The 26,256-nt window shown below is 70.8% G+C and carries 21 protein-coding genes and 3 pseudogenes; 7 read left to right on the plus strand and 17 right to left on the minus strand.

The window, feature by feature from the left end; all coding sequences use genetic code 11:
- Positions 1 to 84: 84 nt before the first annotated feature.
- The 4 genes and pseudogenes from ACIBAG_RS18040 to ACIBAG_RS18055 form a co-directional block, all read right to left on the minus strand.
- Positions 85 to 2,334: an ABC transporter permease gene (locus ACIBAG_RS18040; RefSeq protein ID WP_399106086.1), complete on the minus strand. Its 2,250-nt coding sequence runs from the start codon at positions 2,332 to 2,334 to the stop codon at positions 85 to 87.
- A complete protein-coding gene (locus ACIBAG_RS18045) occupies positions 2,331 to 2,951 on the minus strand; it encodes an ABC transporter ATP-binding protein (protein WP_399106088.1) in 621 nt (206 codons plus the stop codon). Before ACIBAG_RS18045 ends, ACIBAG_RS18040 begins: the two co-directional genes overlap by 4 nt.
- A 165-nt stretch (positions 2,952 to 3,116) precedes the next feature.
- The gene (locus tag ACIBAG_RS18050) at positions 3,117 to 3,515 is read right to left on the minus strand and encodes a hypothetical protein (protein WP_399106090.1); all 399 of its coding nucleotides are present in this window, start codon (positions 3,513 to 3,515) and stop codon (positions 3,117 to 3,119) included.
- Between the two features lie 264 nt (positions 3,516 to 3,779).
- A pseudogene (locus ACIBAG_RS18055) lies at positions 3,780 to 5,974 on the minus strand (family 43 glycosylhydrolase).
- Between the two features lie 235 nt (positions 5,975 to 6,209).
- Here ACIBAG_RS18055 and ACIBAG_RS18060 point away from each other — a divergent pair.
- A complete protein-coding gene (locus ACIBAG_RS18060; protein ID WP_399106092.1) occupies positions 6,210 to 7,364 on the plus strand; it encodes a right-handed parallel beta-helix repeat-containing protein in 1,155 nt (384 codons plus the stop codon).
- 97 nt (positions 7,365 to 7,461) lie between these two features.
- Here the strand turns inward: ACIBAG_RS18060 and ACIBAG_RS18065 are convergent.
- The 4 genes and pseudogenes from ACIBAG_RS18065 to ACIBAG_RS18080 all read right to left on the minus strand — a co-directional run.
- Positions 7,462 to 7,725, minus strand: a pseudogene (locus ACIBAG_RS18065) (polysaccharide lyase family protein); the annotation flags it as partial.
- Positions 7,726 to 7,821: 96 nt separating this feature from the next.
- A pseudogene (locus ACIBAG_RS18070) lies at positions 7,822 to 8,556 on the minus strand (pectate lyase); the annotation flags it as partial.
- Between the two features lie 84 nt (positions 8,557 to 8,640).
- The gene (locus ACIBAG_RS18075; protein ID WP_399106094.1) at positions 8,641 to 9,492 is read right to left on the minus strand and encodes a hypothetical protein; all 852 of its coding nucleotides are present in this window, start codon (positions 9,490 to 9,492) and stop codon (positions 8,641 to 8,643) included.
- Positions 9,489 to 10,058 (minus strand): SigE family RNA polymerase sigma factor, encoded by a 570-nt coding sequence (locus ACIBAG_RS18080; RefSeq protein ID WP_399106096.1) that lies wholly within the window; start codon positions 10,056 to 10,058, stop codon positions 9,489 to 9,491. The genes ACIBAG_RS18075 and ACIBAG_RS18080 overlap by 4 nt, the downstream gene beginning before the upstream one ends.
- Positions 10,059 to 10,307: 249 nt before the next feature.
- Here ACIBAG_RS18080 and ACIBAG_RS18085 point away from each other — a divergent pair, with 249 nt between their 5' ends.
- The gene (locus ACIBAG_RS18085; RefSeq protein ID WP_399106098.1) at positions 10,308 to 11,759 is read left to right on the plus strand and encodes an NCS2 family permease; all 1,452 of its coding nucleotides are present in this window, start codon (positions 10,308 to 10,310) and stop codon (positions 11,757 to 11,759) included.
- A gap of 13 nt (positions 11,760 to 11,772) precedes the next feature.
- Here ACIBAG_RS18085 and ACIBAG_RS18090 read toward each other — a convergent pair whose 3' ends face one another.
- The 6 genes from ACIBAG_RS18090 to ACIBAG_RS18115 form a co-directional block, all read right to left on the minus strand.
- A complete protein-coding gene (locus ACIBAG_RS18090; RefSeq protein WP_399106100.1) occupies positions 11,773 to 13,218 on the minus strand; it encodes a peptidoglycan D,D-transpeptidase FtsI family protein in 1,446 nt (481 codons plus the stop codon).
- A gap of 55 nt (positions 13,219 to 13,273) precedes the next feature.
- Positions 13,274 to 13,936: a response regulator gene (locus ACIBAG_RS18095; protein WP_399106102.1), complete on the minus strand. Its 663-nt coding sequence runs from the start codon at positions 13,934 to 13,936 to the stop codon at positions 13,274 to 13,276.
- Positions 13,933 to 15,189, minus strand: a complete 1,257-nt coding sequence (locus ACIBAG_RS18100; RefSeq protein WP_399106104.1) for a sensor histidine kinase — start codon at positions 15,187 to 15,189, stop codon at positions 13,933 to 13,935. The genes ACIBAG_RS18095 and ACIBAG_RS18100 overlap by 4 nt, the downstream gene beginning before the upstream one ends.
- Positions 15,186 to 16,202: a hypothetical protein gene (locus ACIBAG_RS18105; RefSeq protein ID WP_399106106.1), complete on the minus strand. Its 1,017-nt coding sequence runs from the start codon at positions 16,200 to 16,202 to the stop codon at positions 15,186 to 15,188. Before ACIBAG_RS18105 ends, ACIBAG_RS18100 begins: the two co-directional genes overlap by 4 nt.
- A gap of 171 nt (positions 16,203 to 16,373) precedes the next feature.
- Complete coding sequence (locus ACIBAG_RS18110; protein WP_399106338.1) at positions 16,374 to 16,844, minus strand: GNAT family N-acetyltransferase; 471 nt, start codon at positions 16,842 to 16,844, stop codon at positions 16,374 to 16,376.
- Between the two features lie 19 nt (positions 16,845 to 16,863).
- Positions 16,864 to 17,637: an IclR family transcriptional regulator gene (locus ACIBAG_RS18115; RefSeq protein ID WP_037743746.1), complete on the minus strand. Its 774-nt coding sequence runs from the start codon at positions 17,635 to 17,637 to the stop codon at positions 16,864 to 16,866.
- Positions 17,638 to 17,769: 132 nt separating this feature from the next.
- Between ACIBAG_RS18115 and ACIBAG_RS18120 the strand changes: the two genes are divergently transcribed.
- The gene (locus tag ACIBAG_RS18120; RefSeq protein WP_399106109.1) at positions 17,770 to 19,299 is read left to right on the plus strand and encodes an aldehyde dehydrogenase (NADP(+)); all 1,530 of its coding nucleotides are present in this window, start codon (positions 17,770 to 17,772) and stop codon (positions 19,297 to 19,299) included.
- 40 nt (positions 19,300 to 19,339) lie between these two features.
- Here the strand turns inward: ACIBAG_RS18120 and ACIBAG_RS18125 are convergent, their stop codons facing one another.
- Positions 19,340 to 20,002, minus strand: a complete 663-nt coding sequence (locus tag ACIBAG_RS18125; protein WP_399106111.1) for a response regulator — start codon at positions 20,000 to 20,002, stop codon at positions 19,340 to 19,342.
- Positions 20,003 to 20,095: 93 nt separating this feature from the next.
- Entirely contained in the window at positions 20,096 to 21,820 is a 1,725-nt protein-coding gene (locus ACIBAG_RS18130) for a sensor histidine kinase (RefSeq protein ID WP_399106340.1), read from the minus strand.
- A 246-nt stretch (positions 21,821 to 22,066) separates the two neighbouring features.
- On the opposite strand from ACIBAG_RS18130, the gene ACIBAG_RS18135 reads away from it, so the two are divergent.
- Positions 22,067 to 22,663, plus strand: a complete 597-nt coding sequence (locus ACIBAG_RS18135; protein WP_399106113.1) for a hypothetical protein — start codon at positions 22,067 to 22,069, stop codon at positions 22,661 to 22,663.
- 54 nt (positions 22,664 to 22,717) lie between these two features.
- Complete coding sequence (locus ACIBAG_RS18140; protein ID WP_399106115.1) at positions 22,718 to 23,329, plus strand: DUF1349 domain-containing protein; 612 nt, start codon at positions 22,718 to 22,720, stop codon at positions 23,327 to 23,329.
- Here ACIBAG_RS18140 and ACIBAG_RS18145 read toward each other — a convergent pair.
- Positions 23,289 to 24,677, minus strand: coding sequence for an MFS transporter (locus ACIBAG_RS18145; protein WP_399106117.1), 1,389 nt, complete (start codon positions 24,675 to 24,677; stop codon positions 23,289 to 23,291). The genes ACIBAG_RS18140 and ACIBAG_RS18145 overlap by 41 nt on opposite strands.
- A gap of 70 nt (positions 24,678 to 24,747) precedes the next feature.
- On the opposite strand from ACIBAG_RS18145, the gene ACIBAG_RS18150 reads away from it, so the two are divergent.
- Together ACIBAG_RS18150 and ACIBAG_RS18155 are read left to right on the plus strand one after the other, a co-directional pair.
- Positions 24,748 to 25,743, plus strand: coding sequence for a GlxA family transcriptional regulator (locus ACIBAG_RS18150; RefSeq protein ID WP_399106119.1), 996 nt, complete (start codon positions 24,748 to 24,750; stop codon positions 25,741 to 25,743).
- On the plus strand, positions 25,740 to 26,246 hold the full coding sequence (locus ACIBAG_RS18155; RefSeq protein ID WP_399106121.1) for a GNAT family N-acetyltransferase: 507 nt from the start codon (positions 25,740 to 25,742) through the stop codon (positions 26,244 to 26,246). Before ACIBAG_RS18150 ends, ACIBAG_RS18155 begins: the two co-directional genes overlap by 4 nt.
- Positions 26,247 to 26,256: the final 10 nt, after the last annotated feature.

Below are 26,256 nucleotides of genomic sequence, written 5' to 3' on the forward strand. Positions count from 1 at the left end.
GACGTGTGATGTCCTGTGAAGACCGAAGCGGGCCGGAGGACCGCGTCCTCCGGCCCGCCTTCGTGGGCGGTCGTGTACGTCCCGTCAGTCCCGGCGGATCAGTTCGGGGTCGATGCGGCGGCCGACCAGGGGGAGGGTGCCGACGATCGCTATGGCGAGGACGCCGACTGTGGCCGCCAGCAGCGGCGGCACGCCCGCGCCGTCCCAGAAGACCGCGCCGCCACCGGTGACCAGGTAGGCGGACTCCGCGAGCTTTCCGCAGACCAGGGCCAGGACGAGTCCGATGGTGAGCGGCAGGACCACCTGGAGACACTGCACGGCCCGCAGGGTGCGCGGCCGGGCGCCGATGAGGGCGAGGGCGGTGACCTGGGCGCGGCGTTCGACGGCCCGGTCGGTGACGGAGACGAGGAAGGCGGCGACGCCGATGACCAGACCCATCACCATGCCCAGGAACAGCAGTGTCTCGATGACGGTGATCTGCTGGAGTGCCTCGACATTCACGCCCTGCAGATCGACCTCCGAGGTGGGAGCGATGGCGCCGATCCGGTCGAGGACGCTGCGCACGGTCGACGAGTCGGAGCTGGAGGAGAGGACCAGGTAGGCACCCATGGGAGTGGCACCGGTGGGGAGTGCCGAGGGCGGGATCAGGATGTCGCCGCCGAGACCTGTCACGGTGCTGGACACATACAGCACCGTGTCCTTCGGCCCGGGAACACGGAAGGTGGTGCGCTTGCCGTCCTTGCGCACGACATAGCTGGTCTCACTCGCGGAGACCGGGGCCCCGTCCACGTTCACCAGGCGCATCGCCTTGCCGTCGACACAGCCCTTGGACTCCTGCACCATCTTGGCCACCTCCGCGCAGGTGGCGATCAGGGCGCTGGCGATGTCGCTGTCGGCATTGACGTCGTCCATGACGACGGCGCTCGCCTCGACGCCGGGAATCCCACGCAGTCGCCGTTGCTGCTCCTGCGTGAGCCGGTCCAGCGAGAGGCTGTACTGCTGCGCGGGCGCGGTGTTGCGGGACACCTGGCTCAACTCGACCAGAACGCCCTGGGCGAGGGACGCGGAGAACACCAGCAGGACCAGGCCGGTGACCACACGCATCGCGCTGCCGGGCTCGACCTCGTTGCGGCGCATGGCCAGGTTGAGGGCGAGGTTGCCGGATCGGGCGAGCCGCTTGGCCAGGGCGTACGACAGCAGAGGCAGCGTGAGGACGAGGCCGAGGCCGGTCAGCAGCGCCCCCGCCACCACCAGGACGGCGTGTATCCCCTGGCTCTGGGCAGGGTGGGCGGTGAGCCCGGTGGAGCTGTAACCGATGACGAGACCCAGGCCCGCGACGAGCACGAGGATCGTCCACACGCGGGGTGCGCGAGGTGCCGCGGAACGGCGCGTGCTCAGCGGATCGGTGGCCGCGGCGCGGGCGCTCATGCGCCCGACGAACCATGCCAGCGCCGGGCAGCCGAGCAGGCAGATGGCGATCGTGTTGCCGGAGAGCGCGCCGTCGCCCGGATACCACTTCAGTCCGGGCAGCCCTGTCGAGGACATGATCCGGTTGAGCAGCGCGAACTCGCCCAGCCCGAGCAGTGCGCCGAGCAGCGCGGCGACCACCGTCTCGGCGGCATTGACCCGCTGGGTGCCTTTCGCGCTCACGCCGAGTAGGCGCAGGGCCGCGAGCCGGCGGTTGCGGCTGGCGGCCGACAGTTTGGCACACACCGACAGGAAGACGCCGAGGGGCAGAAGGACGAGGGTGGCCAGGGTGAAGCGGAGGATGTCGAGGGTCGAGGGTTCGACCGCCGTGGTGGGTGGGTAAGGGGATCCGAAGCTCTTCAGGGCGCGGCCCTCGGCCCCGATGTGGTCGCGTGTGGTGCCGATGTAGGCGTACAGCTCGTTGGGGTCGGTCAGACCCGCCGGCCCGATCAGACCCTTCTCCTTGCCCGGCAGCAGCCCCTTGAGGCCGGGCTCGCGCCGGAGCTGGTCGTGCAGCGCGGGGGAGACGTACACCTCGCCCGGCTCGGGGAGCCTGCTCAGGCCCGGGGGCGGCTTCGGCGTGTCCGTGGTGCCGGTGGCGAGGAAGACACGGCCGAACATCTTCGAACCGTGCGCGTCGGAGCGTTCGAGGACAAGCGTGGGCTGACCGGATCGATTGCCCCGGAGCAGCTCGGGCTCGCGGGCGGCGGCCCGGCCGTCGTGGGCGTCGAGGATCGCCGGGATGGTGAGGACGAGCGCGAGACAGCACACGCCGAGCGACCCGCCCAGGGTCATCAGCAAAAAGCGGACGCGGTTGCCCCGACCGGAGCCGAACAGCAGCCGCAGTCCGAGCAGAAACTCCCTCATTCCGCAGCTCCCACCGGGGCGAGCATTCCGTCGGCCATCGTGTAGCGGCTGTCGGCCTGCGCGGCCACCGTCTGATCGTGGGTGACCAGGAGCACGGCGGTGCCCTGCGAGCGGGCCAGGTCCAGGAACTCCCTCAGAACGGTACCGGCGTTGGCACTGTCGAGGGCGCCGGTCGGTTCGTCCGCGAACACGACAGCAGGCTTGTGCACCAGGGCCCGGGCGACGGCGACGCGCTGGTTCTGCCCGCCGGACACCTGGGACGGCCGCCGCTCACGCAGATCGGCGATCCCCAGCCGGTCGAGCACCTCGGCGGCGGCCTTGAGCGCGGGCCGCTTGCGCTGACCGGCTAGGCGCAGCGGCAGGGCGGTGTTCTCCTCGATGGTCAGCTCGGGCAGCAACTCGCCGTACTGGAAGACGAATCCGAAGCGCTCCCGGCGCAGGGCGCTGATCTCCTCGTCGTCCAGGTCGGCGTAGACCCGCCCCTCGAAACTGATCCGGCCTCGGGACGGAGGAAGCACTCCCGCCAGGCAGTAGAGCAGCGAGGACTTGCCGGATCCGCTCGCCCCGGTGATCGCCGCGACCTCGCCCGGCGCGAGAGCGAGACGGGCGTCGCGCACGGCCGGTGTGGAGCCGTACGAGAAGTCGACTCCGCTCGCGGAGAGGATGTGTGACGTGTCTGACGTACTGGTACTGATCGTGTCCCCCGGGAGCCGGAGGGCCCCGGCGGTCAGTCCGGGGCCCAAGGGTGTGCTGTGACTGACGGATTGATCCGTCAGTCTGACTTACGGCCGCTTGTAGTGCTTGGTCACCGAGCAGTTGTCCGGACGCAGCGAGCCCCGGTCACGACAGGCCCGTATCCAGGCCTCATCGGTGTGCAGCGCGGCGCCGTCCCAGACCAGCTTGTCCAGCCAGACGGTCTTCTTCTGCTTGCCGTCGAAGCGGTTCCAGTCGTAGCCCTCGACCTTGACCTGCATGTAGACGTTGTGCCCGTCGTTGGGGCTGGCGTCCTTGAGGTTGCCCTTCCAGTGGAAGGCGCCGTGGTTCGTGTGCGCGGGCTCCCACTTGTACTGCCCCTTGTAGAACTCCACCCCTCCGCTCGTGAGCTTGGGAATGTCCTTCCAGGCGGCGCGCGCCTGGAACTCGCTGCTTCCCCCGTCCGCGCCTGCGAACGCCGTCCCCATGCCAGTCAGAAAGAGCCCGGTCGCGAGCACACTGACAGCCAGCTTTCGATTCACTTGTTTTCCTCCCGTTTTCCCGACGACAACCTTGATCATCGGGCGCTGGGAACGTTAACACGCCATGGCTGGAAGGGGATTGGGTATTTGATCAAGGTGACGCGCTCGGGGCGATCATTTGCGAGTGCCATGCACATCATTCACAGACACCCCCCGAACGGAACGGAACCCGAAGCCCGGATTCTCCATCAGCGCCGCGCGCCCGGAGGCTCACCCCCGCACCGGCCTGATCCCCTCCAGCGTCGGCACCACCGCCTCGATCGTGCCGTCGGCCGCGAACGTCATGCGGTCGACGGTCGTCTCCCGGTGCATACCGTCACCGCCCGGCCTCCCGGGGCCGTTCAGGGCGAAGCGGTGGTAGACGATGTACCAGTCGTCCGTGCCGGGGGCGTTGACCACCGAGTGATGGCCGGTGCCGAGGATGCCGTACTCGGGGCGCTTGTGCAGGATCGTGCCGCGCTTGGTCCACGGGCCGAGCGGGGACGGGCCGGTCGCGTACGCCACGTGGTAGTTCTCGCTGCGGGTGTCGTCCTCGGACCACATGAAGTAGTACGTGCCCTTCCGCTTGATCACGAACGAGCCCTCACGGAAGTTGTCCGGCGTGATGTCCCGCACCTTCGACGTGTCGTACGACACCATGTCGTCGTTCAGCGGGACGACGTACCCGTGCCCGTTGCCCCAGTAGAGATACGACGTCCCGTCGTCGTCCGTGAACACGGCCGGGTCGATCATCTGGCCGGGCAGTGAACCGCCCTTCGCCACCAGCGGCTTGCCCAGCGCGTCCTTGAACGGGCCCGCCGGTGAGTCCGCCACCGCCACGCCGATCTGCTGCTCGGCGCAGAAGTAGAAGTAGTACCTGCCGTCGCGCTCGGCGATCGCCGGCGCCCAGGCGTACTTGTCCGCCCAGGACACGTCGGGGCCCAGGTCCAGGATGACGCCGTGGTCCTTCCAGTGGACCAGGTCCTTCGACGAGTACGCCTTGAACCTGGTCCCGCTCCAGCCCTGGAAGCCGTCGGTCGTCGGGTAGATCCAGTACTCGCCGTTCAGGTAGTGCACGTCCGGGTCGGCGTTGAGGCCGGGCAGGACGGGACTTCCGGTCCGCACCGCCTCCACCGTCCAGGTGCGCTGCGTGCCGTCCGCCGCGGTCACGGTGTACGTCTGCGGCCTGCGGAAGTCGCGCCGGGTGCCGGAGGGCGGGGTGACCGTCGCACCCTCACCGACCCACAACCGCGGGGCCAGGCGGGCGAGATCGGTGTCCGGCCGCATCGGCAGGACGACCTTCGAGGCGCTCTCGGTGACGATCGCGTACCCCTTCTGGCCCTTGGCCGTCGCGTCCACGACCGAGGTCGGGCTCGCGGGGTACGCGGCGAGCAGCCGGTCGTACTCGGCCTGCGTCACCGGGATCACCGTGCCGTGCCGGGGGCTTGCCGGGAGCTGGTAGTCGGTGGACGGGGCCCACTTGCCCGAGTCCAGGTCGGTCGTCTCGAAGGGGACATAGCCGCGGCCCCCGTACTCGTCGATGAACAGGTACCACTTCTCCTCGGTGTTCGACTTGAACACCGTCGGGCCCTCACCACGGCTCAGCGCACCGCTGCCGATGCAGTCGGCCACGAAGTCGTACGACGTGTCGGTCAGGCTCGTCGCTCCGCGGTGATGAACTTCGAGCAGGGGCTGGAGGAGCTCGGGTCCCGCTCGTCCTTGGTGTAGCGGTAGTACGTGCCCTTGTGCGCGACGACCGTCGAGTCGATGACCGAGTAGCCCGGATCGTTCCAGACCTTCGGCTCGCTGAAGGTGCGGAAGTCCTTCGTGGTCGCGTACAGCATCTTGTTGTACGTCGATCCGGTGTGGTCGGGGTCGTCAGCCGCGTAGAGCTTGGACGCCCAGAAGACGACGTACTCACCGAGGCCGGCGTCCCAGTAGGCCTCCGGCGCCCAGGTGTTGCCCGCGTTGTCGGGAGAGACCTTCACCAGGCGCTGGTCGGTCCAGTGGACCAGGTCGGTGGACTCCCACACCATGATCGACTTGCTGCCGTGCCGCTGGACCTGGTCCCAGCTGCCACTGCTGTTCTGATACATCCGCAGATCCGTGGCGATCATGTAGAACCTGTCGCCCTCGGGGGAGCGGATCACGAACGGGTCGCGCAGGCCCTTCTCGCCGATCGTGGAGGTGAGCACCGGCTTCCCGGCGTTCAGTTCGCGCCAGTGCAGCGGGTCGTTGCCACGGCTGAGGGCGTAGCGGATCTGCTCGCCGTCGGCGGTGCCCTCGCCGGTGAAGTAGGCGAACAGGTAGCCGGCGTACTTGGGCTGTTTCACGGGTGGTGCTCCGGAGTTCGCGGTGCTGGGCGGGGTGGTCAGGAGGGCGAGGAGCAGCGAGAGACAGGCGACGAGGAGGATTCGTGGGCGCATGTCCGTCCTGTGTGAGTGTGGGGGTTCCTGTTGGATGGTGTGCGCCTTGGGAGTGTCACCAGCGGGAAACAGCACGTCAATCGGTGAGAACGCGATGAGGGCAGACGAAAGTTTCGCTTGTTTTCGGCGAGGCGCGGCAACCTTCGCGGCCATGGCGGCGACCGGATGTCAGAAGCGGGCCGGGGCGGCCCCTCCGGCCCGCTTCGCCCCCCATTCCCGAGGAAAGGAACGCCCCGTGCGTCTGAGCACCGGCCGTCACCGCAGGACCCGCACCCTCTCCATCGCCGCGGCGATCGCCGTCGCCTCCGGAGCGGGCGGCGTCTACCTCGGCCTCTCCGACGGCGGCGCCGAAGCCGCCTCGACGACGGTCACCGTGGCCGGCACCGCTCAGCTGGAGTCGGCTGTCAGGAATGCCGTCGCCGGTACGACCATCCTGGTGCGCGGCGGCACCTACCAGCCGACCGCCACTCTCAAGTCCACGGCGAACGGTACGAGTTCGGCGCGGATCACGCTGCGGGCGTACGGCGGCGAGAAGGTCAGGATCGACGGCTCCAAGCTGCCCGACGGCTCCTGGCTCGCCGGGATCTACGGCGACTACTGGACCGTGCGGGACCTCATCTTCGTCAACTCCCCGGCCCAGGGCTTCGTCGCCACGTCGTCGGTGGGCGGCGTCTTCAAGAACCTGGTCACCGCCGACAACGGCGACTCCGGCTTCACCCTGCGCGGCGACGGCACGACCGGGAACCTCGTGCAGAACCTGGACAGTTACGGCAACTACGATCCGGCCGGGCACGGGCAGAACGCCGACGGGATCGCCATCAAGTTCGGCTCGGGCACCGGCAACGTCGTGGACGGAGCGCGCCTCTACAACAATTCGGACGACGGCATCGACCTCTGGCAGTTCTCGACGCCCGTCACCGTCAAGAACTCCTGGGCCTTCGGCAACGGCAGGAACCGGTGGAGCGACTCCGCCTTCGAAGGCAACGGCAACGGATTCAAGCTGGGCGGCGGCGGGGCGTCCGTGGCGCACAAGGTGCAGAACAACGCCGCCTGGGACAACACCCTGCACGGCTTCACCGAGAACTCCAACACCGGTGCCGTCGTCATGTACCGCAACACGGCTTACTCCAACGCCGAGTCGGGGTTCTACTTCGCCACCGGTAAGGCGAAGCTCGCCCGCAACCTCGCCGTGAGCAACAAGAAGGACCTGGCCAAGCTGGGGTCGTCGGCGGTCTCCGCCGCGAACAACTGGGACCGCGGCGTCTCCACCCCGTCCTTCAGGTCGACGGACGCCACGACGGCGTACGGTGCCCGCGAGGCGGACGGCTCACTGCCGGCCACCACCTTCCTCACCACGGGTTCGGCCACCATCGGCTCGACGATGAACTGAGCGCCGGGAAGGGAAACGCCCCGCCAGTCGTCACTGGCGGGGCGTTCCTGTCGCCGACCGAGGGGGGCTCTGGTCGGCGCTGCCGGCCGAGGGGGGCTCAGGCCGGCAGGTCGATGCAGTCGAACGACGTTCCCGGACTGAGGTAGGCCGAGCCGGTCGAACCACTGACGATGTCGATCTTCAGGACGTTGTACTGGGTCGTGTCCGTCTTCCACGCACTATTAGGGACGTTGAAGGTGAACATGTGGTTGTTCCCCCGGTACGAACCTGTGGTGAGGGAGCGGGTCGAGGGCTGGGAGGGGGCCGTGGGGACGGCCGAAACCCAGTCGTTCACGGTGATGCGCGGACGGCCGTTGAGGAACGGTTCTCGCCGTCGTCCTGATGGCCGAAGGTCGCGGCGGAAGCCGAGCAGAGGAGCCCGGTACCGCCCGCGACGGAGGCGTCCCGGGGGAAGTGCTTGAACGTTCTTGGCGCTGTCGCCGTGGATGCGGATCTTGCGCAGGGCGGCCGTGCCGCCGTAGTCGGAGTTGATGCCGACGATCGACTTGCCGGGCGCGGTGACGTCCACGTCGTTGACGATGATCGTGCGCTTGTACTGCGTGGAGCAGTCGCCGCAACTGCGCACCAGCTTGCCGAAGCTCTCGATCTGGAACTTGGTCACCACCAGCTTGCCCGCTCCGTTGAACTGGAGGACCTTGTCGTCGGCGTTCTTCGCGCCGCCGCCGTAGACCGTGTACACGGCCGACGACGACTTGCCCTTGAAGGTGGCCGCGTCCTCGCCCACGTCCAGCCACCACACGTTCTGCAGGGTGCACGAACCCAGGCAGTGGACGCCGTCCGCGGCCGGGGTGCCGATGATCACGTTCTTCAGGACCGCGCCGTCGGCCAGCTGGAAGACGGGGTCCTGGCCCTCCTCCAGGCCGCTGCCGCCGAGGGCGCCGGAGCCGTAGAACTTCGTCAGCTTGCCGTCGTAGGTGCCCGACACCTTGATGGTCGACGACACCGCGTTGCTGCCGTTCGCCAATGGCCAGGAAGCGGCCGCGCCGGCCGAGGGCAGTAGCGACGTGTGGTGACGGCCGGCCCGGCGCGGCGCCGCGCCGGTGATGCCGAGCGCGCAGATCCCGGCGACCACCGCCCGCCGCTTGGTGACCTTGCGGCGGTGACGGACGCGCTGTTCGGACTGAGCTGTCATGACCCGGTTCCTTGCGTGGAGGGGGATCCGTGCGTCTCCTGGTCGCCACGCGTGAGGAAAAGGTTGCCGGTCCGGGAGGTTTTTTTACGAGTCCCCGCCGGACGTCGAGCCGGCACCGTCCTGCGACGCGAAACCGCCCGCCACGGATACCTGCTCGCCGCCCGCGGTGGCCGTCATCGCATAGCTGTCGTCCTTGGCGTCCCGGCTGCCGCGCGCATGGTTGTACTGCCCCGCGAACACCCACTCGCCCTTCGGGACCGTACGGCCCTCCTTGAGCACCCAGGTGTAGACGAGGAAACCGTCCTGCTCGCCGACCGTCAGCGTGAAGTCGTCCTCGGGCAGTGCGCGCCAGGCGCCGGTGGAGGTGACCCCGCCGGTCTGGGCGACCTTCAACTGCACGGTGAGCGCGGTGAGTTGCTCGCTCGTCCTGAGGGTCAGATCGCTCTGCGCCCAGAACTCATTGCTGTTCGGGTCCACGGAGCCGTCCGACGACAGGGGGCCGTCCTTCTCGCCCTGGGCGGCGGGCGGCTGTGCCGGGGCGGTCGGCTGCGGTGTCCCGGTCGTCTCGCGGGACTCCGGGGTGTCCTTGGGCGTCGGGTCGCCCGGCGGGGCGGGCGGGACCGGGGCGCGGCTCGTCGCGTCCGGCGACGGGGTGGGCGTCGGCGACGTGGCCACCGACTGCTGCGGGGTGTCCTCCTTCACGGCGGACGCCACCGCGTACCCGCCGACCGCGAGGACACCGGCGACCGCGGCCGTCGCGGTCACGACGCGGAACCAGCCGTACACCGGCGGACGGGTCGCCCGGTGGCCGGGACGGGTCTGTGCGGCCATGCCGCGCTCGATCCGGGCCAGGATCCGCTCACGGTTGGGCTCGTGCGCCTCGGCCGCCTCGTGCAGCCGGGCGCGCAGTTCGTCGTGCACGTCCCGCTGCATCATCGGTTCCTTCCTCCGGTGTTCCCGGTGCGGGCCATCGCCGCCGCGTGCACCTTGGGCGGAGCGCCCTGCGCCCCGAGCAGCCGTTGCAGTTCGGCCATCCCCTTCGAGGTCTGGCTCTTCACCGTACCGACCGAGACGCCGAGGGCGAGCGCGGTGTCCTTCTCGGAGAGGTCGAAGGCGTGCCGCAGCACCACACAGGCGCGTTTGCGGAACGGAAGTCTACGCAATGCCTCCTGGACGTCGACGACCCCCGCCACATCCGGGTTCTCGGTCTTCTCCTCGCGCTGCGACCAGAACAGCGCGATACGCCGCCGCTCCCGGACGGCGCCGCGGATCCTGGTGCGCGCCAGGTTGGCCACGACCCCGCGTGCGTACGCCACCGGATGGTCGGCCGCGCGCACCCGGTCCCAGCGGTGCCACAGCGCCAGCAGCGCGTCCGCCGCCAGATCGTCGGCGGCGTCCGCCTCACCTGTCAGCAGATGGGCCAGGCGTGACAGTTCGGCGTAGTGGCGCTCGAAGAAGGCATGGAACTCCACGGAGGCGGCGTCGTCGACGACTGTGCCCACGGGCTACCTCTCCTGCCTGTGAGTGGCATGTGGATGACGTGTGATCGTCCGGAGATCATCCGGTCGAGAGCCGGAAGCGTAGCAGTGATCGATTGCGTGTTTCGTACGTGGCTTCGAACATCGTGTGGCGGGCCGTACGTTGAGCGGCGCTGATTCCGTAACACGGAGAAAACCTGAAACGAGTTCAACAAGGGAACAATCCAGCCAGCATCCGCACACCGATCAATCAGGCAACAAGGAGCAACCGTCATGTCCGAGTCCCAGAAGGTGGCCGACCGGTCAGATGCCACGCCACCGGGCGTGAACAGCGTCGACCGGTTCTTCAAGATCTCCGAACGGGGATCCACCTTCGCCCGTGAGATACGCGGCGGCTTCGCCACGTTCTTCACGATGGCCTACATCCTTGTCCTGAACCCCATCATCCTCGGCAGCGCGAAGGACAAGTTCGGCGAGCAGTTGGATGCCGTCCAACTCACCACCGCCACCGCCCTGGTTGCCGCGGTCATGACGATCATCATGGGCGTCGGCGGCAACCTGCCGCTCGCCCTCGCGGCGGGTCTGGGGCTGAACGCCGTCGTCGCCTTCCAGATCGCGCCGCTGATGGCGTGGGACGACGCGATGGGCCTGGTCGTCCTCGAAGGCCTGCTGATCTGCGTGCTCGTGGTCACCGGTCTGCGTGAAGCCGTCATGCACGCCATCCCGCAGCCGCTCAAGCAGGCGATCAGCGTCGGCATCGGCCTGTTCATCGCCTTCATCGGCTTCGTCGACGCCGGGTTCGTCAGCCGTATCCCGGACGCCGCGAACACCACCGTGCCGGTTCAGCTGGGCGGCACCGGCACGCTCAGCGGGTGGCCGATTCTCGTCTTCTGCCTCGGAGTTCTGCTGACGATCGGTCTGCTCGCCCGCAAGGTGAAGGGCGCAATCCTGATCAGCATCGTCACCATGACGGTCGTCGCGGTGATCATCAACTCGATCGCCGACATCAAGGCCTGGGGGCTGACCACGCCGGCCTGGCCCGACAAGGTCGTCGACACCCCCGACTTCGGACTCATCGGCGACTTCAGCCTGTTCGGCGCGTTCGGCGAGACCACGGCCATCACCGTCGTCCTGCTGATCTTCACGCTGGTCCTGTCCGACTTCTTCGACACCATGGGCACGGTCGTCGGCATCAGCGCGGAGGCCGGCCTCCTCGACGAGCAGGGCAAGGTGCCCAACCTCGGCCGCGTGCTGCTGATCGACGGTGCGGCGGCGGCCGCGGGCGGTGCGGCGTCGGCCTCCTCCGCCACGTCCTACATCGAGTCGGCGGCCGGTGTCGGTGAGGGAGCGCGCACGGGCTTCTCCAACCTGGTCACCGGCGGACTGTTCGGACTCGCCCTGTTCCTCACCCCGCTGCTCACGATCGTCCCGCTCCAGGCCGCCGCGCCCGCCCTCGTCGCCGTAGGCTTCCTGATGATGACCCAGGTCAAGCACATCGACTGGGACAAGTACGAGATCGCCATCCCGGCGTTCCTCACCATCGCGGTGATGCCGTTCACCTACTCGATCACCAACGGCATCGGGGCGGGCTTCGTCGCCTACGTCGTGATCAAGGCGGTGCTCGGGAAGGCGAAGGAGATCCACTGGCTGATGTGGGGAACCTCGGCGCTGTTCCTGGTCTACTTCGCCATCGACCCGATCGAGCAGATCCTGGGCGTCAAGTGAGCCAGCCCTTCGACTAGCTCCCGAGTGCCGCCTCCATCACCTTCTTGGCCACGGGGGCGGCCAGCCCGTTACCGCTGACCTCCGACCTCGCCGCATCCGACTGCTCCACCACCACCGCCACGGCGACCTCCTTGCCCTCGGTCTTCGCATACGAGGTGAACCAGGCGTACGGCGTCTTGCTGTTGTTCTCGCCGTGCTGGGCCGTGCCCGTCTTGCCGCCGACCGTCGCGCCGGAGATCCGGGCGTTGGTGCCCGTGCCCTCCTCGACGACCGTCTGCATCGCCGACTGGAGCTGCTCGGCCGTGTCGGAGCTGACGATCTCCTCGGTGCCGGCCCGGTCGTCGTAGTCCTCCAACACATCCCCGCCGCTGTCGGTGATCTGCGACACCATGTGCGGAGAGACCAGCTTGCCGCCGTTGGCTATGGCTGCCGACACCATGGCCATCTGCAGCGGCGTGGCCGTGACGTCGAACTGGCCGATACCGGACAGCGCGGTCTGCGGCTTGTCCATGTCGGAGGGGTACACGCTGGGGTACGCCCGCACCGGCACGTCCTGCTTCTCGTCGTTGAAGCCGAACTTCTCGGCCATCGCCCTGACCTTGTCCTGGCCCAGGTCGACGGCCATCTTCCCGAAGACGTTGTTGCAGGAGTACTGCAGGGCCACCCGGATCGAGGCGTTCTCGCAGGGAGCGGACGGGTTCTCGTTCGTCAGCTCGCTGCTCGACTGCGGCAACGGGTACGGATCCGGGCTGTCCGTCTTCTCGTCCACCGACGAGTACAGCCCGTCCTCCAGCGCGGCCGCCGCGACGACCAGCTTGAACGTCGAACCCGGCGGCAGCGGCTGGCGCAGCGCGCGGTTCGTCATCGGCTTGTCGTCGTCCGTGGTCAGCCGCTTCCAGGCGTCCGAGTCGCCCGTGGTGATCCGCGACGGGTCGTACGACGGAGTCGAGACGACCGCCAGGATCTTCCCGGTCGTGGGGTCGATCGCGACGGCGGCGCCCTTCTTGTCGCCGAGCGCGTCGTACGCCGCCTTCTGCACGTCCGGGTCGATCGTCGTGATCACGTTGCCCGGGTCGGACCGCTTGTTCGTGACCGTGTCCAGCACGCTCTTCAGCCGGTTGTCGGTGCCGTCGAGGAGGTCCCGGTAGATGCCCTCCAGCTGGGTGGCGCCGTACGCCTGCGAGCTGTAGCCGGTCACCGCCGCGTACAGCGAGCCGTCCTTGTACGTCCGCTTGTACGCGAGGTCACCGCTCGTCGTCCGCGCCGAGCCGGTGACCGCCTCGCCGCCCACGACGATGTTGCCGAGCGGCTCGCTGTACAGCGCGATCGTGTTCCGCCGGTTGTCCTTGTCGTCCGCGAGGGCCTGGCCTTCGTAGAACTGCACCCAGGTCGCCCTGACCAGCAGAGCCAACACCAGCAGCAGCGTGAAGACGGACACCCGCCTGATCGTCTTGTTCATCCCACTCGAGAGGACGAGCGGGATGAGCGCAATCGTTCCCTTGCGCCCCGTTTTCTCATCGAGCGTTCATGAAGCCCGCCTCGTACGCGGCGATCACGGCCTGGGTGCGGTCCCGGGTGCCGGTCTTCGCCAGGACCGCCGCCACGTGCGACTTCACGGTGGCCGGACCGACGTCCATCCGGCGTGCGATCTCCGCGTTGGTCAGGCCCTGCGCCATCAGGCGCAGCACCTCGCTCTCCCGGCACGTGAGCCGCGCCACCCAGGGCGGCGGCGTGGGGTACGCGCGCGCGTGCTCGGCGGCGAGGCCGCGGACGGCCGACGGGAACAGCAGGGTGTCGGTGTGCGACACCAGCCGTACGGCCTGGACGAGCGCATCGGCCTCGGCCCGCTTCAGCAGGAACCCGGCGGCTCCGGCGCGCAGGGCGTCGTACACATAGGAGTCGTTCTCGAAGGTGGTGACGACGACGATCCGGGGCGGGTCGGTCAGCGTGGCGAGGATCTGCTCGGTGGCCCGGATGCCGTCGATCTCGGGCATACGGACGTCCATGAGCACCACGTCGGGCCGCCGCTCCCGCACGACCGACACGGCCTCCGCACCGGTCGCCGCCTCGCCGACCACCTCCAGGTCCGGCTCGGCGGAGAGGATCGCGCGCAGGGCGGAACGCACCATGCGCTCGTCGTCGGCGAGGACGATCCGGACGGTCGGGCGGGGCGTCATGCGGGTCCTTTCACGGGCAGTCGTACGTACAGCCGCCACATCCCCCGCGCGGCACCGGCCTGGGCCGTGCCGCCCAGCAGCCGCGCCCGGTCGGCGATGCCGCGCAGGCCGTGGCCGCCGCCGGGGCGGCACTCGGGGGTGTCGGCGACGGGATTCTCGACGGTGATCTCCAGGTGCCCGTCGGCCACCTCGATCCGCAGCCGCACGGTCACCCGCTCACCGGCGTGCTTGAGGGCGTTGCTCAGCCCTTCCTGCACGATGCGGTAGGCCTCGCGGGCGAGGACCGGCGGCAGGGCCTCGGGGTCGATGCCGACCGTGGCCGTCACCCGCAGCCCACCCGCGCGTGTGCGGCGCAGCAGGCCGTCCAGGTCGGCGGCGAGGGTGGGCGCGGGCGCCGTACCGGGAGCGTCACCGTCTCTCAACACGCCCAGCACGGCGTCGAGTTCGCCCACCGTGCGGCGAGTCGTCTCCTCGATCGCGGCGAGGGCCTCGCGGACGAACTCCGGGTCGCTGTCGAGGACCCGGCGGGCCGCGCTCGCCTGGAGGGTGACGGCGCTGAGGGCGTGGCCCACGGAGTCGTGCAGCTCGCGCGCGAGCCGGTTGCGCACGGCGAGGTCGGCTGCGCGCGCCTCGGCCGCCGCGAGCCGGTCCTCCGGCGTGGGCCCGAGCAGCGCGGGCGCCCAGCGGGCGAGGAACGTTCCGGCGACGGCCGCGCAGGCGGCGAGCGCGAGCAGCGTCGCCACGCCCGCGACCGGCGCGAGCGCGAGCACCCAGGTGTGGTCGAGCGCGTCGGGCAGCTCGACGAGCTCGTCGCCGCCCAGCCACACGAGCAGCGGCAGCGCGGCCAGGAACCCGGCGAACGGCGGCACCGCCAGAGACATCCCGGAGATGATCCCGCCGAGCCCGAGATGCAGCGTGAACCAGGCCGCCGTACGCCCCTTCGCGGCCCGCGTCCGGGCCGGCCCGCGGGCGAGCCGGTCCCGGTCGATGCCGCACAACCACCACACGGCGCCGGCCTCCAGGGGCCGGGTCAGCGGGAACAGCACGGAGGTGACGGAGGCCAGCGGCAACCCGACGGCGAAGGAGAGGAGTTGCAGGGGCAGGTCGTTGAAGACGTACCGGGAGTCGGTGGCGGGACCGACGACGAGCTGCCCGACGAACACGTACGGCATGGCGAGCGCGCCGCCGATGATCAGGTGGAGCCATCGGCGCCGCGCCCGCCTGCCGAACAGGAACCGGAGGTACGTGCTCACGCCGGCCGTTTCACCGCGGACCGCTCCGCGAAGTAGTACGCGCCGACGACGGCCACCAGGATGCCGACGATCATCTGGCCAGCGTAGGCGAGGTTCATCAGCGGTGTCGGGCGGTCGGCGATGTCGTCGAGGCCGCCGAGGGAGGCCAGCGACAGCCAGCCGCCCCAGCAGGCCACGGCCGCCGAGCCGACCCAGGCCAGCGCGAGCGGCGTGCGCACCCGGAGCGCGCGGCCGCGCCGGAAGGCGAGCAGCACGGCGCCCGTGACGGCGGCGACGAGGAAGACCACGTACATCGCCTCCAGGATGTGGAAGTCACTGGTGCGCTCCGCCGCCCGCCCCTGGGAGAGCCCCGCCGTGGAACCGCAGGCCCACAACAGGTGTGCGGTCAGCGGGAACAGCGCGAGGAGGGCGGCGGCGCCGGCGGTCGCCCGCTGTGCCGCGCCGATGACCCCGACCGGCAGCTCCCACACCCGCCCCCGCCACAGGTGTCCCCACCGGTCCCGGGCGTACAGCACGAACAGGGCTCCCAGCGCGAGCCCTTGCAGGATGAACCCGCTGTAGACGACCCCGAACACCCACTCGTGAAGGAAGAGTTCGCGCCCCGAGCCCCGCTGCCCGTGGTTCGTGCTGCCGCCGAGGGCGCGCACCGCGAGCTGCAGCGGGAACCCGGCCATGATCGGCGCGAGCAGCCCGGTGGCCACCCACACCGGGAAGGCCAGCAGCCAGGCGGGCACCCTGAGCCCCCAGGGCCTGGTGAGCACCAGCGCCAGCGCGATCACGGCACTGTCCAGCAGCACGGAGACGCCGTTGACGATCGCCATGGTCGTCCGGTGGTCGAGCAGCGAGCTGCCGTCGGGGATCCCGATGTGACTCCCGGCGATCCAGGCCACCTTGAGCCCGAGATACGGCACACAGGAGACGACGGCGACGGCCCGCAGTACCCGACGGGGCCGGCTGAGGACGAAGGGACCGGCGGGGTCGGTGGCGGGCGCCGGCGAGAGTGTCTGCGTCATGCGTCCACGCTCCCGCGCGCCAGGCACCGGGCACGTCCTGCGCGCCGACGATCCGTCTCCCCCTGACGGCGGAGAGGCCGTCAACCCGCCGGCCCTCTGCTGCCGAACCAGCCCGCGAGTCCCCCTGCCGCAGCACCAGCCCGTCAGCCCTCCAGTTGCAGCACCAGCCCGTCAGCCCTCCAGCTGCAGCACCAGCTCGTCGATCTCCTCGCCCCGCGCGTTCGCGAACCCCCTGGCCCGGGCGGTCACCCGGAAGCCGCACTTCGCCAGGACCCGCAGCGAGCCCTCGTTGTCCGCCGCCGCCCGTGCGTACAGCGGGCGTTCGGGGACCTCGGCGAGCAGCACCCGCAGCGCGGCCGTGGCGACACCCCGGCCCCAGTACGCGCGGTCGACCCAGTAGGTCACCTCCCGCTCGCCCGGCTCCCCGTAGACGGCCGCGCTTCCCACCACGTCACCGTCGGCCAGGATCGTGCGCAGGACGTCCCCCGAGGAGCGGATCCGCGCCCAGTGCGCGTCGAAGGCGTCCCGGTCGGCCGGGTCCTTGGGGGTGAAGGCCGCCATGCGCAGGGCTTCCGGGTCGTTCAGCTGCCGGTAGAAGACCGGCAGATCGCTGTCGTGAACCTCGCGCAGTGCCACATCCATGAAGTCGGAATCCATGGAGTCAGAGCCTACGAGTGGCCAGCGTCAGCCGGTCGCGCGCGTCGAACAGCGCGTCCTTAACCATCTGTTCGTGGGCGGGGGTCAGCCGGGCCACCGGGACCGAGCAGCTGATCGCGTCCCGGGCCGGGGTGCGGTACGGGATCGCGACGCCGAAGCAGCGCAGGCCGAGGGTGTTCTCCTCGCGGTCCACGGCGAAGCCCTGCTCGCGGACCTGGTGGAGCTCCTCGATGAGCTTCTCGCGGTCGGTGATCGTGTTCTCGGTCAGCGCGGGGAGCGTCTCCGGGAGCATCTTGCGGACCTGCTCGTCCGTGTAGGTGCTGAGCAGCGCCTTGCCGAGGGAGGTCGAGTGGGCGGGGAGGCGGCGGCCCACCCGGGTGAAGGGGCGCAGGTAGTGCTGGGACTGGCGGGTGGCCAGGTAGACGACGTTCGTGCCGTCCAGCCGCGCCAGGTGGATCGTCTCCGTCGTGTCGTCCGACAGCCGGTCCAGCGTCGGACGCGCCGCCGCGACCACCTCGTCGCCGTCGATGTAGGAGGTGCCGACGAGCAGCGCCCGTACCCCGATGCCGTACCGCGTGCCCGTCGCGTCCGTCTCCACCCAGCCCAGCTCGACGAGCGTGCGCAGCAACATGTAGAGGCTGGACTTGGGGTAGCCGACGGCCTCCTGGACCGCCGCGAGGGAGTGCATACCGGGGCGTCCGGCGAAGTACTCGAGCAGTTCAACCGTCCGCACCGCGGACTTGACCTGCGCCCCGCCCCCCGTCTCGCCAGCCGACATCGCCCTTGACCCCTTCGTTCGACGGGAAATAGTCTCCACAGCGTATTCATCATCAGAGACAGTGTTCAGTATATCGAACGTCCCTGGTGGATGACCCCGTACTGCGGCATTACATGTGTGGAGGGACCCGCGGTGGCAGCAGCACCAGTCTGGAGTGTCGACCCCCGAACCGGGAAGCAGCGTGAACAGGTTGCGGTGGAGGCCACAGCCCAGGAGGTGGACGCCGCCGTCCGCGCCGCGCACGAGGCGCGCGGTTCGCTCGCCGACCGCACGGTCCGCTCGGCCTTCCTGCGCACCGCCGCCGACAAGCTCCAGGCCGCCAAGGACCAGCTCGTCGAGGCCGCCGACGCCGAGACCGCGCTCGGCCCGGTCCGCCTCACCGGCGAACTCGCCCGCACCTGCTACCAGCTGAGGGCATTCGCGGACATCGTCGACGAGGGCGCGTTCCTCGACGTCGTCATCAACCACCCCGACGACACCGCCACCCCGCCCATCCCGGACCTGCGCCGCTACAAGGTGCCCCTGGGCGTCGTCGCCGTCTACTCGGCCTCCAACTTCCCCTTCGCCTTCTCCGTCGCCGGCGGCGACACCGCGAGCGCGCTGGCCGCCGGCTGCCCGGTCGTCGTCAAGGCCCACCCCGACCACCCGGGCCTGTCCGAGCTGGTCGCCCACGTGCTGCGTACGGCCGCCGCCGAGCACGACATCCCGGCCGGCGTCGTGGGTCTCGTGCACGGCTTCGAGGCCGGCATCGAACTGATCAAGCACCCGCTGGTCGCCGCCGCCGGTTTCACCGGTTCGGTGCGAGGCGGACGCGCCCTCTTCGACGCCGCCGCCGCGCGCCCGGTCCCGGTCCCCTTCCACGGCGAGCTGGGCTCCCTGAACCCCGTCGTGATCACCGAGGCGGCCGCGGCCGAGCGGGCCGAGGCGATCGGCACCGGCCTTGCCGGGTCCATGACGCTGGGCGTCGGACAGTTCTGTGTGAAGCCGGGCCTGGTGCTGGTGCCGTCCGGTGCGGCCGGCGACGGCCTGGTGAAGTCCCTCACGGACGCCGTCAGCGACACCGAGGCGGGCGTCCTGCTGGACCACCGCATGCGGGACAACTTCATCGCCGGGGTCGCCGAGCGCGCCGAACTGCCGGACGTGGAGTCGCCGGTGACGCCGGGCGCGGGCGGCGAGCACACGGTCAGCGCCGGGTTCCTGTCGGTCGCGGCCGAGAAGCTGACCAGCGAGGGGGCGTACGACCTGCTCCTGGAGGAGTGCTTCGGGCCGGTGACGGTCGTCGCCCGCTACGACGACGACGCACAGGCGCGGGCCGTACTGTCCCGGCTGCCGGGCAACCTCACCGCGACGGTTCACCTGTCGGCCGAGGAGGCCGCCGGCGAGGGACGCGGCGCGGAGATCCTCGCGGAGCTGACGCCGCTGGCCGGCCGCGTGCTGGTCAACGGGTGGCCGACGGGCGTCGCGGTGGCGCCGGCCCAGCATCACGGTGGCCCCTACCCGGCGACGACCTCGACCTCGACGTCGGTGGGCGGTACGGCCATCGAGCGGTGGCTGCGGCCGGTGGTCTACCAGGGGGCGCCCGAGGCACTGCTCCCCGCGGAACTGCGGGACGACAACCCGCTGGGGCTGCCCCGGAGGTTCAACGGCGCCCTCGAGCGCTGAGCTGATCCGGCCGGGGATATGACACAGGCTCTGAGATCGGTCAGTTCGCGTTCGACTCCAGGCCCGCGTCCCGGGCCAGGAGCGCCGCCTGTACCCGGTTCTCGCAGTCGAGCTTGGTCAGGATGCGGCTGACGTACGTCTTCACCGTGGCCTCGCTCATGTGCAGCCGGGAGCCCGCGTCCGCGTTGGACAGGCCCTCGCCCAGCAGGGCCAGTACGTCGCGTTCCCGTTCGGTCAGGCCGGCCAGGCGGCGGCGGGCCTCCTCGCCGCGCGCGGTGGCGGCGGGGGAGGCCAGGGTGTCCACGACGTGCCGGGTGGCGGCCGGGGACAGATAGGCGTTGCCGGCCGCCGCCGCGCGCACCGCGTGGATCAGCTCCTGCGGCGCGGAGTCCTTCAGCAGGAAACCCGCGCCGCCGTGGCCGAGCGCCCGCAGGACGTTCTCGCGCTCCCCGAACGTGGTCAGGATCAGCACGCGCACCCCCGGCGCGGCCCGTCCCAGCTCGGCCAGCGCGCTCAGCCCGTCCATCACCGGCATCTGGATGTCCAGCAGGGCCACGTCGACCGCGGTGCTCCGGGCGGTCTCCACCGCTTCCCGGCCGTCCGCCGCCTCGGCGACGACGTCGATGTCGTCGGCCGAGGTGAGGATCATCCTGATGCCGGCCCTGATGAGCGGCTCGTCGTCGGCGACGAGGACCCGGATCACGCGGCCTCCTGCGCGGTGTCGGTGTGATGAACGGATGACAAAAGCCCCGCCATCATGCCCGATCAGGTCACCGGGGCGACCGCGTGCCGGCGGTCACAGCTTGTCCTTGAAGGACTCCTTCGCGACCAGCTTCCCGTCGCGGAAGCAGAACCGGTAGACGATGTCGTCGTCGACGTCCAGGTAGTGACGGCACGTCGCGCCCTCGGGCAGCGGCGGGCCCTGCTTGTCCTGGCCGTCGGTGAGCAGGGAACTGCCCTCGGGCAGCTTGGCCTTCAGATCGGCCTCGGCGTCGCCGACCTTCGCGGACTCGTACACGTCCGCCGATATCGTGCCGCTCTTCACCTCGTCCCACAGCGCCTTCAGCCCCCACGCCCCGAGGGCGACGACGCCCACGACGAGGGCGACGGCGGTGACGGCGCAGCCGAGTGCGACCTTCTTCTTGCTGCTCATGATGGCGGCGAACTCCCCTTGCGGATCGGAACGGTCGATGACCGCTCCACCGTCGCCCGCCGCACCCCCGTCGATCTGCCCCCGGAAGTCGTCGTCCGGGGCGACGGAGGTCGCGTCCTTCGGCCGGGGCAGGGTCTCGCCGCCGCCGTACGGCAGCACACCGGCGAGCCGGAACCCGCCGTCGGGCGTCGGGCCGGTGTGCACCATGCCGCCGACCAGCCGGGCCCGCTCCCGCAGGCCGGCCAGCCCCTGACCGCCGCTGACCGCGGGCGGGGCCGCCGGCGCTCCGGCCGGCACGGGCCCGTTGGCCACCTCGACGACCAGGCTGTCGGGTTCGTAGCGCAGGGCCACGGTGATGGGGGCGCCCGGCGCGTGCTTGTGCGCGTTGGTCAGGCCCTCCTGGGCGATGCGGTACGCCGCGTGGTCGGCGGCCGGCGCGAGGGGCCGTACGGTTCCGGAGCGGTGCAGCTCCACCGCCGCGCCGGCGGCCCGCGACGACTCGACGAGCCCGTCGACGGTGGCCGCCCCCCGGGCCGCGGGGTGCTCGGCGTCGGCCGGGTCCGGCCGGTCCCCGGTCGGCGCCTCGACGCCGTCGCGCAGGATGCCCACCGCCTCGCGCAGCTCCTGCATGGCCGTCCTGGAGGCCTCGCGGAGGATGCCCACCCCTTCCCGTTGCCGCTCGCTCAGCTCCGGGTCGACCTCCAGCGCCCCGGCGTGGACGGCGATCAGGGCGAGCTGGTGACCGAGGCTGTCGTGCATGTCCTGGGCGATCCGCTGGCGTTCCAGGAGCCGGGCCTGCCGGGCCACCATCGCCTGTTCGCGCACCAGTTGGGCGTTGTGCCGCCGCAGCGCGTCGAGCAGCGCGTGACGCTGGGCGCGGTAGCGGGAGGCGAGCCCCGGCACGACGGCCAGCGCGAGGAACGTACCCGCCGCCAGCGCGCCCGTCAGGAGCAGAGACAGTTGGAATGCCTCGTCGCCCGCGTCGAGGGCGGCCACGGCGAAGTAGAGCCCGAACGCGGCGGCGTACGCGGCCAGTGCGCGCCCGGGGCGCAGGATCCGGCTGCCCGCCGACCAGCTCGCGCAGATCAGCAGCGGGGCCGCGCCCGCCACCTCCCCGCTCATGGCCGACGCCAGGAGCAGCACCGTCGCCGGCAGTGAGCGGCGGGCCGGCGACAGGACGGCGGCGGCCAAGGCCACGGCGACGGTCCGGGCCCCGAAACCCGGCTGCTCGTCGAAGAGCCCCGCCATCCCGGCGAGCACGAGGGCGAGCACCGTCTCCCCGACGATCCGCTTGCGGGGCCAGGGGGAGGCGGCGGCGAGCCGGGACCGGAGCGGCTTGTCGGGGCGGGGTGTGTTGCCTGCGTCCATGCGCAGAGCGTTGGCTGCGTCCACCCGCAGACGATAGACAGCCACCCGTGGGCGCCCGCATCCGCCCTTCGGCGCGGCCCCGAACGACGAAAGTCGACACCCGGCACCCCCCCCGCCCCGTCATCTTTCGTCGCTGCGGACGGCGACTTACGGAGACTGACCCTGCCCGGGGCGCGCGATGACCATGGACGGACCCGCCGGACCGGAGTGCCGGCGGCAGGGACCACCGGCTCGGGGAGCGGAACAGTGGACAGTGCGCGACAGCAGGCGAACGAGCGTTTCAGCATCCGGCAGAAGACCACCCTCATGATCAACCGGTACGTCGTGACCGAGACGCTGCCGGACGGCTCGGACGGCCGCGTCGTCGCCTTCGCCGAGCAGAAGCGGATGACGCTCAAGGAGCAGATGACCTTCTACACCGACGAGTCCAAGGACCGCCTCCTGTTCACCGCCAAGGCCCGCCAGGTCCTCGACGTCGGCGCCGTCTACGACGTCCGGGACGCGATGGGCAACCCCGTCGGCACGTTCCGCAAGAAGTTCGCCGCCTCCCTGCTGCGCTCGACGTGGGAGCTGGACCAGCCGGGCTCCGTCGCGGCCGTGGGCCGGGAGCGCAACCGGGTGGTGGCCGTGCTGCGCCGGGTCTGGGAGCTGCTCCCGCTCGACCTCATACCCTTCGTGTGGCCGTACCACTTCGACTTCACCTCCGGCGACGAGCACGTGATGCGGGTGGACAAGAAGATCGGGCTGCGCGACCGCTATCTGCTCGACGTGGCCTCGCCCGATCTGGACCTGCGCCTCGCCATCGCCCAGGCCGTCGCCCTGGACGCGCTCCAGTCCCGCTGACCGGGATGACCCCTCGGGCACCCGGCGCGGGGGACGGCCTGGAAGAATTCCGCCATGGACCTGAAAATCCCCGAACTCCCCTTCCCGCTGCGCACCTACGGCCCCGACGGCCACTGGTCCTACGAGGACGACGGCATCCTCTCCGGATGGGCCGGCCCCCGGCAGGACCGCTTCGTGCCGCCCACCGGTGAGGCGCTGGACGCCGCCTCCGACGCGCCCCGGCTGCTCGGCGCGCCCGAGGGGGACTTCCAGCTGATCGCCCGGGTCACCGTCGGATTCGCCGGCGCCTTCGACGCCGGGGTCCTGTACGTCCACGTCGGCGAGCGGGCCTGGGCCAAGCTGTGCCTGGAGTACTCCCCGGACGTGCCCACCGTCTGCACGGTCGTCACCCGGGGCCACTCCGACGACGCCAACTCCTTCACGGTGGAGGGCAGTTCGGTGTGGCTGCGGGTGAGCCGGACCGGCCGAGCCTTCGCCTTCCACGCCTCCCGGGACGGCGAGCGGTGGACCTTCGTCCGGCTGTTCACCCTCGGCGACGAGACGGAGACCGGCGCGGCCCTCGTCGGCTTCATGGCGCAGTCGCCGCTGGGGGAGGGGTGCGTGGTGACGTACGACCACATCGAGTTCAGGCCGACCTGGCCGAAGGACCTGCGAGACGGAAGCTGAGCAGGCCCGTCACGGCCAGCAGGACCGCGCTGATCACCAGGCTCAGCCGCATCCCGGCCACGAAGTCGCCGGAGACCAGCGCCCCGAAGACGGCGATGCCCAGGGCCCCGGCCATCTGCCGCGCCGCGTTGAGGACGCCGGCCGCCAGGCCCGCCCGCTCGGCCGGCACGGCGTCCATCATCGCCGCCGTCAGCGGCGGCACCGTCAGCGCGCAGCCCAGCGCCATCGGGACGAGGAGCAGGGCCACCAGAACGGGCGGCGTGCCGGTGTCGACGTACAGCATCACGAACAGTCCCGTGACGGCGAGCCCCTGCCCCACGAGCATGGGCAGCCGGGGGCCGTGGCGGCCCGCGAGCTTGCCCGCGACCACGTTCGTCACCGCGATCAGGCCTGTCATCGGCAGGAACATCAGCCCGGCCTGGAGCGCGGAACGGCCCTGGACCTGCTGGAAGAAGAGCGAGAAGACGAACACCAGGCTGTAGAAGGCCACGCTCACCGCCGCTCCCGCGGCCACGGTCACCGCGACGGTCCGGTTGCGGAAGAGGTCGAGCGGGACGACCGGGTGCGGTTGGCGCGCCTCGATCCGGAGGAAGGAGACCGCCGCCACCACCGCCACCGCGAGCGCCGCCCAGCCCTCCGGTCCGCCCTCGATCACCGCGAACGTGAGTGCCGTGAGAGCCACCACCGCCGTCACCTGACCGGGCAGGTCCAGCGGAGCCGGACGGCGCTCCGAGCGCGGGGCCCGTAGCAGCAGGGCGAGGATCAACGCTCCGACGGGGAGGTTGACGAAGAAGATCCCGCGCCAGTCCCAGGCCGTGGCCAGCACACCGCCCGCCACCGGACCCAGCGCCACCGCCACCGAACCGCCCGCCGCCCACACGGCCACCGCACGGGCCCGCCGCGCCGGATCGGCGTATGCCTGCCGCACCAGCGCCAGCGAGGCCGGCAGCACGACGGCCGCCGCCATGCCCTGCACCAGCCGCGCCCCGATCAGCGCGGGCAGATTCGGCGCCAGGCCGCAGGCCGCCGAGGCGAGCGTGAAGACGGCGGCACCGAGCGCGTACGCCCGGCTCGCCCCGGCCCGGTCCGAGAACGCCCCGGTCGACAGCATCAGCGCGGCGAAGGCCAGCGTGTAGGCGTCGACGACCCACTGCAGGCCGGACATCCCGGCGCCGAGGGACGAACCCATGGCGGGCAGGGCCACGTTCACGATGGACGCGTCGAGGCAGACCAGCGCGAAGCCGAGGAGACCGGCGGTGAGGGTGAGAGCGGCGGAGGGCGTCTTGGGGTCCGACTCGCCGTGAGCGAGGGGAAGTTGGTCGCCCTTGAGGGTCGGGTTCGTTGACATGGCTCCATGCTGCGGATCTTCGCCGCCGTACAGTAGTGGCCGGAATGCCATGCACCCGGAGGTTCTGGCCATGTCGCAGCCGATCGCGCCGCACCGCATCGCCGTCATCGCGCCGTCGCCCGTGTCGATGTTCAACCTCGCCATCCCGGAGATGCTCTTCGGCAAGGTCGTCAGCGACGGGCGGCCGGGCTACGAGGTGATCGTCTGCGCGGCCGAGCCGGGTCCCGTGCCCACCTCCGGCGGCCTCGACCTGTACGTGCGCCACGGCCTCGACGCCGTGCGCGAGGCCGACACGGTGATCGTGGCCGGCACCGGGGCGCCGTACGAGCCGGAAGCGCGGATCGTGGCCGCCCTCCGGGAGGCGGCGGTCGCCGGCAAGCGCATCGCGTCGCTGTGCACCGGCGCGTTCCAGCTGGCCGAGGCGGGCCTGCTCCAGGGCCGCAAGGCCACCACCTACTGGGCGCACGCAGAGGAACTGCGCAGGCGGTACCCGCAGATCGACCTGTGCGCAGACGTGCTGTACGTGCAGGACGGCCCGTATCTGACGGCGTCCGGCTACGCCGCCGGCATCGACCTGTGCCTGCACGTCATCCGCACCGACTACGGCGCCGCCGTCGCCAACGAGGTCGCCCGCAGCGCCCTCGTCGCCCCCGTACGGCCCGGCGGCCAGACCCAGTTCACCCAGACCCCGCTGCCGCCCGAGCGCGGCAACGCCTGTGCCGACACGCGCGGCTGGGCCATGCGCAACCTCGACAAGCCGCTCACCCTCACCGACCTGGCCCGCCACGCGGGCGTCAGCGTCCGCACCCTGACCCGCCGCTTCCACGCCGAGAGCGGGGTGAGTCCGCTGCAGTGGCTGCTCCACCAGCGCATCGAACGCGCCAAGGAGTTGCTGGAGACCACCGCCCTGCCCATGGACCAGGTGGCCCGCGCCTGCGGCCTGGGCACGGCCGACTCGCTGCGGGGGCATCTGGTCCGCCGTACGGGACTGACGCCGAGCGCCTATCGGGCGCAGTTCAGCCGGCTCGGAACCGGGGCGGGCGGGGGCACGTCCTCGGTTGCATGATCAGCGAACCAGTCAGGACGGGCCCGGTCAGGACGGGCAGAGTCGTCCGCACCGCCGTGTCCGCCGAGGTGGAGTCCATCGTCGCACTGCACGCACGGGCCCGGGCGACCTACTACCCGGACGGCGTCCCGGACGACGGCACCGACTGGCTCGCCGCCTGGCGGACCGCCGTCCAGCGGCCCGACGGCCACGTGCTGTGCGTCGTCGAGCAGGGCCGGATCATCGCAGTCGCCTCCTTCCGCACCCCGGAGGGCACCCCCGCCGACACGGTCAAGCTCTTCCAGTTCCACGTCGACCCCGACCACTGGCGCGCCGGCATCGGTACGGCCCTGCACACGGCCTGTGCCGAGGAGTGGCGGGCCGACGGCAAGCGCACGGCGGTCCTCGACGTGCACGTCGACAACCAGCGGGCGCAGGCCTTCTACCTCCGCCAGGGCTGGATCGCCGAGCCGCGGGACGGGAGTCACCACCTCGCCATGCGCCTGGAGGTTCCCCGGGAATGAACCCCGCTGC

It is taken from the genome of Streptomyces sp. NPDC051243, from assembly GCF_044455405.1.
GTDB lineage: Bacteria > Actinomycetota > Actinomycetes > Streptomycetales > Streptomycetaceae > Streptomyces.